Genomic DNA, 14,239 nt, shown 5'->3' with positions numbered 1-14,239 from the left:
TTTACGTTTATTTAATTAACTGAAAGAACGGAATATCCTAAAGCATGAGCCAGCCATAAACTGGCTCATCCAATTCACTCAAAAAACTTTAAGCTGATTCAACCAGCCCCTTCATCACAAAAACCACTTCCTTACCCTTTATACCCACTCAACATATCGAAGATAACCCGCGCAAATTGCTTGGTTTTGTTCGGATCAGACAACAACTGCATCATCTGCTCCTGATGTGCTTCGTTACTATTCAAAATCGCATCATCAATCGCACGCGGGAAGTCACCTAGCATGGCTTGCTCGCGAGTGTTATTGACGATTTGGCTCATTACAGTTTCGTTCTCTGTGAGCTTGTCACGCACCGTAAAGGCATAATTGATCATGTCTTTGTCGGTCAGGTTGTCGGTAACAAACACCTCGTTCAATCGCTCAATGATGTGAGACAAAAACTCTTCTTTCTTGTCCTTTGGTTTGGCTGTACCTACATCGTTGCTTGGGTGCAACTTGTACTCAGGCGTATTCTCTTGAAGCTGAATGTCCTGCTGACGGATCTTCGACAGACGATAGTGGCTCATCACCACATTACCAAGGTCAAGTTCATCCTCTTCAATAACCTTCTCGCGCAGCATTGGGCGAAGGTGGCGTGCATAGAGGCTCAGTTTCTCTAGCTCTTTGTCGTCGTAATCAACAATCTGCGACATAAACTCATAGAAGCGAACAAAGCTACCTAAATCTTTCTTAAAGATCTCAAGGCGATCTTTCTCTTGCTTGCATTCTTTAAAGGTGTTCTCAGCGTTGGCAATTAACACCGCATCGCCTGTTTTCTTGGTGCGTTCAAACACGTTTTTAGCGTGAATGTATGCTTCTACCGCAGAAGTATAACGCTTGCGCCAACGGTCTATCGCTGGCTTGCAGATATTACTGATAGCCGCATTAGATTTGTTCTTGGTAAAGAAGGCATCAACGAATTGATCTACCTCCGACCATAAGAATATACCGCTAGCACGCAGCTTCTCTGATAGGTCAAAAATCTTGTCAGGGTCAGTGACATCCTCAAGCTCTGCCACTTGATAATAAGGCTGGAAAGCATCAAGAATATCTTGCGGATCGTTGTAGAAGTCGAGTACAAATGTACCACATTCGGCTTTGCCCGGATAAGTTCGGTTAAGCCGTGAAAGTGTCTGTACACACTCAACGCCAGCCAGCTTCTTATCTACATACATTGCACAGAGTTTTGGTTGGTCAAAGCCTGTCTGGAACTTGTTGGCAACCAACATCACTTGATAGTCATCGGTGTTGAAGGCTTTGCGCATCTCACGACCTTGAAGATCAGGGTTCATGTTGTGCTCAGTAAATTTCTGATCCATAAACGCCGTGCTGTCTGGGTCGGCGGCATTAAATTCTACTTCTCCAGAGAACGCGACCATCGCACGAATCCCCGCATAACTATTTTCTGCCACGTATTTATCAAAAGCCAGTTTGTAGCGCACAGCCTCTTTACGAGAGCTAGTGACCACCATAGCCTTAGCTTGACCACCCAATAAGCCCATCACGTTCTTTTTGAAGTGCTCAACAATCACTTTCACTTTCTGCGAGATGTTATGGTCATGCAGGCGTACCCAGTTGTTCAGCTTCACCTTGGCTTTGCCTGCATCTACTTCTTTATCTTCTGCTTCCAGCTTCTGTTTGAGCTGATAGATAACTTTGTAGTTGGTGTAATTTTTCAAAACATCAAGAATAAAGCCTTCCTCAATCGCCTGACGCATTGAATAGATGTGGTAAGCCACTGGCAAATTGCGTTTAGATGCTGGCTGTTCTGGATCAGGTCTGCGACCAAACAACTCCAGAGTCTTTGGCTTTGGTGTGGCGGTAAAGGCGTAATAACTCAGGTTAGCACTGCCCCGACGAGCGGCAACGGTGGCATCAAGAATATCTTCTGAGGAAAGTTCGGTGTCATCATCAGCTTCATCCGTCATCAACACTTCTTTGAGCTGGCGAGCCGTTGCGCCTGTTTGTGAAGAGTGCGCTTCATCGGCAATGATGGCGTAGCGACGCTCTTTCAGTGACGTTGAATTCTCGATCGCCTTTAATACATGCGGGAACGTTTGAATGGTCACGATGATGATAGGCTGAGAGGTTTCCAATGCTGTTGCTAGCTTCTCTGATTTCGAGCCATCACCCTCTTTGCGATTGATACGCCCTACCACGCCATCAGCATGTTCGAACTGATAGATAGTGTCTTGTAGCTGGTCATCCAGTACTGTGCGGTCAGTCACCACAATCACCGAATCAAACTGCTTGTTACCCTTTTCATCATGTAAGGTCGATAGTTGGTGTGCCGTCCATGCTATCGAATTGGACTTACCTGACCCCGCACTGTGCTGGATAAGATATTTATTACCAGTGCCCTCAACAATCGCAGCATCAACCAATTTCGTCACTACATCCCACTGGTGGTAACGCGGGAAGATCAGGGTTTCTTTCTTGATTTTTCGCCCCTCCCAATCTTCCTTTTCGTCAATTTGAAGATGGATAAAGCGCCCGATGATGTTGAGCAGGTTATCTGGGGTTAATACTTCATTCCACAGGTAGTAGGTGGCGTAACGGTTTTCATCTTCAGGAATGTCGTTGCCTTTACCGCCATCATGCGTGCCTTTGTTGAAAGGCAGGAAGAATGTCTCTTCACCCGCAAGCTTGGTTGCCATGTAGACTTCATACTGGCTTACCGCAAAATGCACTAAAGCACCGCGTTTAAAGCTCAAAAGCGGCTCTGGCTTTTTGGTGGCAGGGTCTTTCGGTAAGCGGGTTAGTTTGTACTGCGCGATGGCGTTTTCTACCGCTTGTTTGAACTCAGATTTCAGCTCAAGGGTAGAGACTGGCAAGCCATTAACGAACAACACCAAGTCAATCCGCCATTTCTTAGCTTGCTTGCCTGTCGCTTCGAATTCCGCTTGCGTTGCATACGGGCTGTAAACCAGCTCTGGCACAATACGGCAGATGTTGTGCTGGTAACGCGCCAAAGTTTCTGGGTTGAGGTTATGCTCTGGCTTAAACTGACACAATTCAAAGCGGGCATTGCGGATTTTCAAACCATGACGCAATACACCCAAAGTACCAAAGGTGCGTGATGCGCGGTCGGTAGCGTTCTCATCGGCTTTTTTTAGCTGAGTCACCAAGGCATCAAGGAAGTGGCGTTCAGAGTCCGTCGGGAAGACTTTGCAGAACTTCTCCCACTCTTTCGGCTGCGTCTGTTTGATAAATGTCAGCACATCCGCTTCATACAATGCAGATTCGCGGTTGTAGCCCTCACCAGAGCCTTGTACCCAGCCATTGGCAACCATCTGGCTGATGATGTCTGCCTGAAAAACAGATTCTAGAGTAGGTCGATGTTCTGCTCGATTATTTGAAGGAGTTGGAAGCCTTTCAAACAACATTAACTCTTTAGACTCAAGGCTAGGTTCGTAAGGTTCAGCAATACACGTTTTCTTCATTTCTATCACCCGCTCTCGTTGGGGACGCTTGATAGGCGACGCCATTTGCGCAGGCTTTTGTTCATTCTTATTGTCCGTCATGTATTACCTTTAATTGTTGTTTTATCAGGTCACAGCTAGAGTTTTGAATACCTTTAAGCTGAACTTCAACAGGCCTTCTCGACGACGATGCGTCTAAGTCAAATATCAAAAAAGTCCCTCCTGATATTAAAAAAGGAATAATTGATGCTTTGAGCCACTTTACAATTGAATTAAGCTTACCTTGCCGTTGGCTATTTGTTTTACGATTATCTCCAGCACATGCACTGTATTCATCGATTAAGTATTCTTCAAAACTTTCAGTTGTTGATGGAGAGTTTTCAATATTTTTGCGATATTCCTCGGAAGTATCCATAGCAGGTAAATAGCTGTAGGTATTACCCCAAAAAACCTCTATTAACTTATAAACAATCACAGAAAAGACAATGGCACTCATCAACGAGCTAATACAAAAAATAGCGAGTAGAGAAATGGGAGCATTCAAGTCAAAGTTACGAGCCATATAGACAAGCATAGTCGCTCCTGTTGCAACTAAAGCAAAACGGATTTGAGCCTGAGCTGTAATCTCCTTTTTCCTTTCAACTTCAAAAGCAAATTGCTCTCTATAAATCTCTAATACATCCTTCTTATCCACTAACAATCCCTTATTTAAAGATCACCTTGCATCAGCACTTTGGCATCTGGCTGAAACTTAGTAATTAGCGCTTCAACCAATGGCTTAATTTTCTTATCTGCTCTTTTCCCAAAGATCACCTCTTTTATTTCAACATCGATTAGATGGCCTTCATTGCTGAATAAACGTACCTCTTCTTCATATTGCCAACAAGGTGATTTATATCTAAGTATACGCCGTGCTCTATCGTCTCCCTCTTTAGAATCAGAGCGGTGTATAAGATTAGGCTGTCCTTCATATTTGACCCGTAAAGCACATCCAGATTTTTTAGTGCTTTTCAGTGTAACCCCAATGCAAATACCTCGATTACCATTCGAGTAGTGTGCCCACATCAGGTCAATATCTCTTGATGTACTCAAAGAACAGAACTTCTGTTTAGATATCACTGATTCTAACTCTTCAATATCACCAACAGAGTACGAGTCAGGAAAGTTATAACAACCTTCCATAGGATCATTCATTGCGTCAAAAGTTGCAGCGTAGACTCTGGAGTTGACCAATATATCAACTAGGTTTTCAAAGCTATCGAAAGAGCGGTACTTATATAGCACCTCTTCTTTGTCAGTTTCATGCATCCATGAATTAGCCATATAGTTCCCACCGAATTATTTGGATATAGATCTCACCTTGAAAATTGTTCTTTAAAGCTGAGTTGATACTCATAACCCATCCTCCTGCTGTTGAACTTCTGGATCTGGAACATGCCAGTTGCGAACATCAATCTTGCCAGTAATAGCGGCAGAGATAAGAGCAGTTCGGCGCTCCTTTAGTAGTTCTATCTGCTTCTGCGCTTGGTCTGCTAACAACGTAAATTTATCAAGTGTTGACTGGACAAATGAAGCTATCTTCTTTTGCTCTTCTTCAGGAGGAACTGGAAAAATAAACTCAATTGCATCAGATACATTAAATTGCTTTTGTGCTGCACCGTAAGAAGCTAAGTCAACCTGTTGTCTGCCAACCCAAATATTCATAGCCGCACAAAGCCAATCAGAATCAAACTCACCTCTCCTTATAATAATAATTGAAGCGCAATTCGAGCCTTCTAAATGCTCTGGAACAACCGCTGTAATTCCCGGATATCCAACACGAATTGACACTAAATCACGATGGTGAAGTTGCGAAGCCTTCAGTTGGTCGCTATCTTTTTGAGAGATTTTCCGTGTTTTCGTCAAATCAAAACCGTACTCTTTTACGTCACCACCAAAAATAAAATACGTACCTTCATCCTTCGTATAAGTCGATGGATTTATAACAAGGCCAACCCCTACCTTAGGCGAAATATGTTTTAGCCTTTTTACCACCCAATGCTCTGGCACTTCCCCTAACCACTCCACACCGGAATTTTTCATTGGTGCTTGAGGGTTCAATCCTTTAGTCACCGCATGGCTGATCACCGCTTGTCGCTTCTCTTTCAGCAGCTTAATCAGTTGCTGTTGTTTTTCAATCAAAGTGTCAATCTTGGCGGTTTCGTGATCGAGGAAGTTGGCGATTTGAGTTTGTTCGCAGATATCAGGAGACGCATAGGCAAAGTTCACGAACGTATCTTGGTATAAATGAACTATCGTACTACCTGTTTTGTTGTAATTAACAAAATCTGTGAATACACGCGACTGAAGTAGCCAAAAATAGAACTTCGTTAAGAAATTATCTCTCAAAGGTCTAACAACAAAAACACCACTATTTAGCGTCGCTTTTTCATCATGCTCTAGCCCGTCAACCAAAGCGACTTTACCGATTGTTCCGTCTTTGGTGATTAACAGGTCTCCATTAGCAAGCTGAATATAAGGATCTTGTTCATATCGCTTAAGGTCGCAGTGATAGCAGTCACTCCAGCGAATTCGAGGCCCTTTAAAGTCACTCCCCGTGACTAAATACGGCCCTTTATCCGTAAAGTCATCGGACTTTAGTCCATGCCATCCTACTCTAGCTTTTACGTATGCTTCATATTTAACGCGCGTTAGATTCCAATGGCTTGGATATTGACCAACCCACAAGATATCCGATTCTGAGTAGTGCTCATACGCTGACAATTCCATTACGAATGCACCTCTTGCAGTAGCTTCAGAATGTCAGCACTTACAACATCCAGATCGGCATCGATGTCCTTGAGCTTACGTGGGGGGTGGTAAACATAGAAATGGCGGTTAAAAGGGATTTCATAGCCCACCACACCAATTTCATTGTCTTTGTCATCACGCTTATCCGCGTTGATCCACGCATCGGCAACGTGAGGCTGCACTTCGCGTTTGAAGTAACTTTCAATCAGGGTTGATGTAGTCACGCTTGGGTCAAGTGGTACGTTCTCGTTATCACGTAGGTCACCATCTTGTTGGAACTCAACAACCTTACCCTTATAGTCGAACGCACCGTATAGCGGCTGTGCCTCTTCTTTCAGCACTTTTTTGATCACTGGTTCGGCATCTTGGTTCTTCCACGTTATCGCATCAATAAACTGCTTTTTCTGCTTGGCATCGAATTTTATTCCAGTAGCCTTGAACGCGCCTTTCAGAGTCAGCTCAAACTGGTTAAAATCGTCAGATTGCTGATACTTACCACCAATAGCCTGTCCACCAGCATTTTCATCAACAGTAACTTGCAGGACTTTGGCATCATCCATCAGGGCTTTCTGACGTAACCATAGCTTGCTATCCAGCACATCTTTGATTTGCTTTTCTTTCAGCTCTGGGAAGTCGGCTTTGATCAGCGCACGTACTTCGGCTTCCACGTCAATCAATGTGCCGTATGTGTCTTCTGTCCACTCAGCGCCAAACTGCTCAAAGACCGCCTGCATTACGGCGTTAAATGGCTTAGGAGCAAAGCGCAATGATTCCACCGCTTCATCGGTGATTTGTGCTGACAGACGCAATGGACGCTCTATGGTTAGTCGGCGGTAGCCAAACTGATAAGTATCAAATATCTTGCTGGCAAAGTGTTTTTGGTTGTCCGTCACACCATCTTTGGTCAAGGTGTCGATTTCTTCAAAGTCACCAAAGTTTTTCGTGATAGTGCGAATTTCGTCATCAGTTAAATAGTGACGCTTAGAGCCTAATGACTTACGCATTTTAGTACTTAAGTTAGCGCCATTAATCAATTGCACTTTGCCTTTACGTACAGGGTCTTTTTTATTGCTCAGTACCCAAACGTAGGTCGCAATACCTGTGTTGTAGAACATATCGGTAGGCAGCGCAACAATCGCTTCAAGTAGATCAGATTCAAGGATGTAGCGACGAATTTCACTCTCACCGCTACCCGCACCACCAGTAAATAGTGGTGAACCATTAAGGATGATGCCGATACGACCGCCATCGATCACTTTGTTGTCGACATTCTTCTTATCACGCATCTTGCTGATAAGGTGCATCAAGAACAGCAACGAACCATCAGAGACTCGCGGCAAGCCTGCGCCAAAGCGCCCATCAAAGCCTTTTTGTTGATGCTCGTCTTTGATTTCACCTTCAATCTTTTTCCAATCCACACCAAACGGCGGGTTAGACAGCATGTAGTCAAACTGATCTGCTGGCAGTTGGTCATTAGACAAGGTGTTACCCAGTTTAATACGGCTAACGTCTTGCCCTTTGATCAGCATATCTGCCTTACAAATCGCGTATGACTCTGGGTTTAGCTCCTGACCAAACGCACGCATTACCGCTTTCGGGTTGAGTTCGTGTACGTATTCCATACCAGAAGAAAGGAAGCCGCCTGTACCCGCTGTTGGGTCATAGATGGTGCGGATGATGCCATCTTTGGTTAGGGCTTCGTCATCTTCCATAAACACCAAAGAGGTGGTCAGGCGCACGATGTCACGCGGGGTAAAATATTCACCAGCGGTCTCGTTTGAGCCTTCCGCAAAGCGGCGGATCAACTCTTCAAACACCAAGCCCATATCGTGGTTGGAAATGCTGTTTGGGCTAAGGTCGGTGGTGGCAAACTTCTTCACCACTTTGTAAAGCAGATTGGCATCTTCCAGCAGCCCGACAAACTCGTCGAACTTGAAATGCTCGAAGATTTCACGTGCATCCTTGGAGAATGACTGCACGTACTTCTCAAGGTTCGCCTTGATGTTGCTTTGTCCCATCTTGCCAAGGTTCATTGGCGAGGTGTTGAAGAAAGCCAATCCATCCGGCTGCATAGGTGATTGGGTTGCTCGTAGCAACATCTTTTCGCGCTGGTTTTCATCCAGTGGATCTTTACCTGCTGCAACCATAGTTTCGCTTAATTTATCTACTTTTGAAATTTCAGCGAGTACCACATCTTTGCTTGGCTCTAGTACACACTCAAGGCGACGAAGTAGGGTAAACGGCAGGATCACACGGCCGTACTGGGATTGTTTAAAGTCACCGCGAAGCAGGTCAGCCACTGACCAGATAAAGGCAGCGGTTTGGGAGAAGTTGTTGTTAGTCATTGTAAACAGCACAATTGAGAAAATTGCGCTGATTATACCCTACGGCTCATATGGTGACAGCGACATCTAACAAAAAAGCGCCCTTTCGGACGCTTAAATCAAATAACCAAATATAAATTGCTACTGATCCAATCAGCTTTTATACGGAGGTGTTGCATCTAATATTTGCTTAGCGAGCAATTCCAGTATATCAGTGACTTTGGTCTCTCTCGCTTTCAATAGTGCCTTTACGTTATCGATCGTAGCTGCCAAGTTCTCGCCTGTGGCAACATCCTCTAATCTATAAGCATCATTAGCATGTTCTGTCACTTTTTTAACCCATGCTCGTCTGTATAGGTTTTTCACTGAATCACCCTTGGTAACAAAACCAGCGTTCATCGCTCCTTCAAGCACTAAGCTCTCAAGATCTGTGGTTTCAAGGTCTTCTAAATCATGCAGAAGTTGAATTAAATCCAAAGCGGAAGTTTCTTTTTCCATATCGTTTATTTAAAGAGTAATAACTATTTTTTCTTTATTCAAACGATGGCATTTTTTGAAAAGGGGGTAGTTAAGAAGGGTCTCCATTCTTGCCAGTGACAACGCGAAGCGGTTGTCCTATCTGGAACCTGCCATAAATAACAAAAATAACTCAAAGGTTATTTGCAAATACAAAAATAAATTTCTATGTTTATAAAAAATAGAGATTCATGCTTAAAAACTGGACTGTAACAACACAACCCGTTCGCCTCGCATCTGACGGCATAATGATGCGCGAACGTTACCTTCTAAACACCAAACACGCTAACCACAAATACACCGAAGACCTCGTATCACTCTTCGGCTGTGCCGATACCTCCAAGCGCATTGCTCTTACAGGCGAACATTTCAGGCTTAAGCAACAGCTAAATAACCGCCGTGGTGGTCGCCCACTATCGAGCTACGCGATGGAATATTGCCTTACGTTGCCAAGGGGCTACAGACCTAGCTATGAGCAGTGGCAATCCATTGTCAAAGATTGCTGCATCAAGCTGGCTAAATACTGCAAGCTGACAAAAGCTGAGTTCGCACAGTATCGACAGCAGATCCGCGCTGTATTACACCAGCAAAACCAAGAAGGGCAAAAAGGCACTGGTGATCATGTCCACCTAATCATTGGCAAAGTGGTTCGTGGGCGCGTTTTGAAGGAGTTGCAGAAAAAAGGCGCGACAAAACTCTTGAAGCAAACTTTCAACCATGCGGTTTTGCAACATGTCGGAATAGATTACCGGAGCTATGAACCAATTGAAAAAGAGAAAGGACGACGGTTGAGTACTTGGCAGTATCAATATGAAAAAGCCAATCAAGCTTTAGAAATCGAAAAACTGATTAAGAAGATGCAAAGTCAGTTTGATAAGTGGCTTAAGGCAAAAATTGATAGTGATTGGTGCCAAGTACGCAGACAAAGCAATCGCCTAATTCAAACGCAACTCGCATTAGAAAAGATGCCATTGACTTCCCACCAAACAGAAACAATAAAAAATATTATAAAACAAAAAGGTAAACTATGAATTACATTATTAATGAAGCAATTGCCGCTGTGCTAAATGTATTGATAGATTTTTTGATGAATAGATTAATTAACTCACGTATTGGAACATATACCGTACAATCGGTGAAAGGTTTCTAAAGCACAATAGATTAAATTGCAAATACTATTGCCGATGCCATTCCTAGCGAAGTGCGAAAATACACTTCGCTTCATTTCGTTTTAGAACACCTTCCTATAACGCCGCAGATGCAAATATCAAGGTTGTGACTCTCTATAAAACTTCAGACGCCAGTTCAACTCCCATTCAGGGAGCTGAACTGGCGTCCTTAACTTAGGATAATAAGCTTCCATATTGATACTGGCCTCATATGGTACTAAGATAAGGTACTAAAGGGTTATTCTCAAAAATCACAAACACCCTAACCTATTGAAGTGACTGTTTTTTAAGGCAGTTGAAGGTGAGTCCCGCCAGCTCCACCAAACGTTTGGAAAAGGCCACCTTCGGGTGGCCTTTTTTGTATCAACTAAAATAGTCTCTTTTTTCAAACATTCATGCTTTCTGAAATCTTACTACATAGATTACCGCATACCTTTGGCCCATGTAGGTTTACAAACTCGTTGAGTATTAATCAGTAAACAAGAAGTTCATAAGTACTAATCAAAAAGGCAGAGAGCATGGTACTAAAAGCCCTGCAACTTAAAAGTCTTCTGCTTACCTATCCTTTCTAAGAGATAACTAGATCTAAGTCTAAAGTCTATACTCATCTCCCTCGATGAATTGATTGATGCATTCATTGTTAGTCCCTACTCGCTTGTTTCATTACAACTCTATAGATGTAATGACTACAAATAGTCGTTACCAAAAAATAATGTAACTCTAATCACAAAGTTAACCTTAGATATTGAACAGAAACACAACATATATAGATTTCTAAATTTCAAAATGAAAGTATTGTTGTGAAAAATTAAGTTGCTGGAATTATTACCGTCATATTAGTGAGCATTGTTATGAATTTTGAAGAAAGTAAATTGAATGACGAACACGTTAATCAATACACACCGCAAATCAATGGTGTGTTAACAAAGAAAGGAAAACCACTTAGCAGCCTGAAGGTTAGCCTTAGTATTGGTTTAAGCATGTCAGGGAAATCAATAGACTTATCTACATTCACAGACAGTACTGGTCGCTTTGAGTTTTCTCCAGTCTATGAAAATAAAAACATCATAAGCACTCCTCTTATTGAACACTATGTAACTATTGTTTTAGTCGCAGAACTCAGCAATGATGAAAGTACTATTATTTGGGAAGGAAGCTTTGATGGTTATAAAATAGAGGATTACGTAAAAAATAACATGGCTAACCTTGCTTGTGACACTGAGAACCCTCTTAATTACTTTGCTTTTTCAATTGATGATGAAGAAAACGATGACTACTACGTAAACAGCCAATGTAATTTATTTGGTTATATAGACTCTGACTTATATGGAAATTAAACAATGCACTCATGATACAACTCCAGTTCCTATGTCTCCTCTTTGTCCATTTATTTACGGGGGATATTGAGTATCGGTTAGAAGGAGGTTCTGGTATCGACTTCCACGCTCATGGACTGGGAAAAAATCTGTTCCGGGTTATGTCAATAACGCTACAAGTAATGAGTGATCGGCACTACAATCTAAGCCTTAAACTTATCTAGAACGCAACGTATTTCTTGACTTCAACAATAGATATAACGCTCGGATGACTGATGGTTGGGTAAGTAAAATAGTCTCTTCAACTTTGACTTTACTAAGAATTTCAGGTCTGGATCATATAATACAACAGATGCGACCGTAGGCCTTGCTACTTGGGTTCAATTAGCTAATTTCAGAGCTAAAAAATGAATGTAACGAACACGTGCGCGGTATTATAGGCCACATAAATGTAATGTCAGGCCATGCGGAAATTAACCTATCTAATATTACTTGTAGAGCAATAAAGCTTTGTTTTTCAAGGTTAGTAAAAAGGCTAAACAGTAATGCTAGTAACGTATTAAATACCCTGGAGTAACAATAAAATAAATTAGCCATCGTTTTATATATACGCTTCATCGGTCTTAAATTATTTGAATGATAAATAATAAAAGTGCGAAGCTATTTTGCTTCGCACTTTTATTGAGTCCAGCACGGCTAACTATATTAGAAGCGATACTCTACACCTAGTGATGCTTGGTTAAAGTCTGTTTCCGTGTTTGCACCGTTCGCGACATTCTCCGCATTGAGTTCTACGTCGTACCACATATATTCTGCGTTAACTAAGAAGTTATCAGTAACTTTAAAACCGACACCAGCACCAGCGAATACACCTTCATCATCTTTGTTGCCTTGGAAGCCCGCAACGTTGTAATCCGTCGAGTACCACATTTGACCGCCTTTTGCGTAAAGGTCGACACGATCAGCAATGGGAGCGGTAACTTTTAGAGCCGCTGTATAGCCGTCCGTTTCGGCATTTGCTAGGTTATTACCATAGCTACCGAAATCAATGTAACCACCTTCCAACGCTAAGTAAGGATTAAAACGGTAACCAACTAAACCTTGAATAACATCGCTGTCATCATCAAAGTCATCTTGTCCATCAACTTTTAAGTAACCGTAGTTGGCGCCAACATATACACCATGATCGTTGGAGTCCGCAGCATGTGATAAAGTACTAAACGTAGCTAAAGAAAAAAGGCTAATCAAAGTAACAACATTGCTTTTCATTTCGTTCTCCTAATATAAGTTCCATTGAAGGTTCGAATAGTAAAGAGCAAATGCAATGCCAACTTTAAATTAATGAAAAATATATTTAATTTTATAGAATACTGACAATCCTCTAAAGATCACCGAACAAAAATAGAAAAAAAGAGCTGTCTGTTTACTTTATATAAACAATACTAAATTGAGGTTAATCGCTGATGTGAAAAAGATTCTTGTTAATTTGTAGATTTTTCAAAGAAATTAAATAAACATCTAAAATACTCTTATAGATTAATCAGTCAAAAAAATGCTTAGCTAGTTTTTATAAGAAAGGAAGCTAATCACACATACGTTGCATCTTACTTTGCTTCAAGCCATGAATATTCTACTCTTTGCCTAAGCAGAGTTTAATGGAACTGAAGTATGTTAAAAGGCAGTGAATACCCTTCTATTCGAGCATTAAGGACGTTTGTCGCGGTCTCTAATTACCTCAGTTTCTCTAAAGCAGCGGATGCACTATGTATTACGCAAAGCGCAGTAAGCAAACAAATCGCATCGCTGGAGCAATTGGTGGGTTTACCTTTAATACAAAGAGGGGCGAGTGGTATTGAGTTAACCGAAGAAGGCAAGCGTTATCTGCCGCAAGTCACAGATGCTTTGGAGCTTATTCAGCATGCAACTGCCAACTTAATCCAGTCAGATTCAAAGCAAGAATTACTCACCGTGGACGTAACCCCTTCTTTTGCCAGTCTTTGGTTGATACCTAATATTGATGACTTCCACCAGCAACATCCTAACATCCGAGTAAGAGTCTGTACCGGGGATGGGAACTTCAAAGATTCGAGCAACGAAAGTGATTTACATATTCGCTGCCTTCCATTATCCACACATTATGAATACAGCCACTTACTGTGCGAAGAAACATTGTTATTAGTCGGTTGCACAAATGCTCCTGCAATTGAGAGCGTGCACGCTGTTAGCAATTATCCTTTTATACCTCAAATCACTCGCCCTCAGCTATGGGAGCAATTTAAAGCTGTCTACACTGTAGAATCTCCCGTTACCTATCAACCTGTAGGCGTCGAACATTTTTACCTAGCTTGCGAAGCTGTCAGAATGGGAAAAGGGCTCGCCTTGCTTCCCGATTTTATGGCGCAGTATTCGATTTTAAGAGGGGACATTCAGCATGTTCTCAACCTTTCTTTACAGAGCGGTTATGGTTATTACGTGATGATTCCAAATTATCGACTTTCGGCTAAAAAAGTAGCGGTGTTTCACGAATGGCTGAAGAGCAAACTAAGTTAATGTTGTTTCTTTAAGCTCGTTTAGGTAAACCAAAACAACTCAAAGACTTCGGTATCTGTCTGCTCAAATTTATGGCATTCTCATCCATACTATTTAAAAAGGATAAATGGATA

General features: G+C 42.1%; 10 protein-coding genes. 3 read left to right on the top strand and 7 right to left on the bottom strand.

Annotated features, from left to right (window positions below; all coding sequences use genetic code 11):
• Window positions 1–131: 131 nt before the first annotated feature.
• From R7Q09_RS16015 to R7Q09_RS15990, 6 genes are all read right to left on the bottom strand, one after another.
• Window positions 132–3,425: a type I restriction endonuclease subunit R gene (locus tag R7Q09_RS16015; RefSeq protein WP_373366411.1), complete on the bottom strand. Its 3,294-nt coding sequence runs from the start codon at window positions 3,423–3,425 to the stop codon at window positions 132–134.
• Window positions 3,426–3,549: 124 nt separating this feature from the next.
• Window positions 3,550–4,155 carry a hypothetical protein gene (locus tag R7Q09_RS16010; RefSeq protein ID WP_140272034.1) on the bottom strand — a complete coding sequence of 202 codons (606 nt, stop codon included), beginning with the start codon at window positions 4,153–4,155 and terminating at the stop codon, window positions 3,550–3,552.
• A 14-nt stretch (window positions 4,156–4,169) separates the two neighbouring features.
• Window positions 4,170–4,784 carry a DUF2971 domain-containing protein gene (locus tag R7Q09_RS16005; RefSeq protein ID WP_140272033.1) on the bottom strand — a complete coding sequence of 205 codons (615 nt, stop codon included), beginning with the start codon at window positions 4,782–4,784 and terminating at the stop codon, window positions 4,170–4,172.
• A 69-nt stretch (window positions 4,785–4,853) separates the two neighbouring features.
• A complete protein-coding gene (locus tag R7Q09_RS16000; protein ID WP_140272032.1) occupies window positions 4,854–6,230 on the bottom strand; it encodes a restriction endonuclease subunit S in 1,377 nt (458 codons plus the stop codon).
• Entirely contained in the window at window positions 6,230–8,596 is a 2,367-nt protein-coding gene (locus tag R7Q09_RS15995; RefSeq protein ID WP_140272031.1) for a class I SAM-dependent DNA methyltransferase, read from the bottom strand. Before R7Q09_RS15995 ends, R7Q09_RS16000 begins: the two co-directional genes overlap by 1 nt.
• Before the next feature lie 132 nt (window positions 8,597–8,728).
• Window positions 8,729–9,073, bottom strand: a complete 345-nt coding sequence (locus tag R7Q09_RS15990) for a hypothetical protein (protein WP_140272030.1) — start codon at window positions 9,071–9,073, stop codon at window positions 8,729–8,731.
• A gap of 209 nt (window positions 9,074–9,282) precedes the next feature.
• Here R7Q09_RS15990 and R7Q09_RS15985 point away from each other — a divergent pair, with 209 nt between their 5' ends.
• Both R7Q09_RS15985 and R7Q09_RS15980 read left to right on the top strand, forming a co-directional pair.
• Entirely contained in the window at window positions 9,283–10,122 is an 840-nt protein-coding gene (locus tag R7Q09_RS15985; RefSeq protein ID WP_140272029.1) for a hypothetical protein, read from the top strand.
• Window positions 10,123–11,111: 989 nt separating this feature from the next.
• Window positions 11,112–11,597, top strand: coding sequence for a DUF6795 domain-containing protein (locus tag R7Q09_RS15980; RefSeq protein ID WP_213968975.1), 486 nt, complete (start codon window positions 11,112–11,114; stop codon window positions 11,595–11,597).
• A gap of 684 nt (window positions 11,598–12,281) precedes the next feature.
• Here the strand turns inward: R7Q09_RS15980 and R7Q09_RS15975 are convergent.
• Window positions 12,282–12,845 (bottom strand): porin family protein, encoded by a 564-nt coding sequence (locus R7Q09_RS15975; protein WP_005381668.1) that lies wholly within the window; start codon window positions 12,843–12,845, stop codon window positions 12,282–12,284.
• Window positions 12,846–13,244: 399 nt separating this feature from the next.
• Here R7Q09_RS15975 and R7Q09_RS15970 point away from each other — a divergent pair, with 399 nt between their 5' ends.
• Window positions 13,245–14,126, top strand: coding sequence for a LysR family transcriptional regulator (locus tag R7Q09_RS15970; RefSeq protein ID WP_318070985.1), 882 nt, complete (start codon window positions 13,245–13,247; stop codon window positions 14,124–14,126).
• The last annotated feature ends 113 nt before the right edge of the window (window positions 14,127–14,239 follow it).

Source organism: Vibrio sp. 2130-1, assembly GCF_033339515.1.
Note: the sequence above shows the minus strand (reverse complement) of the source record. Positions and strands in the feature narration are given on the sequence as shown.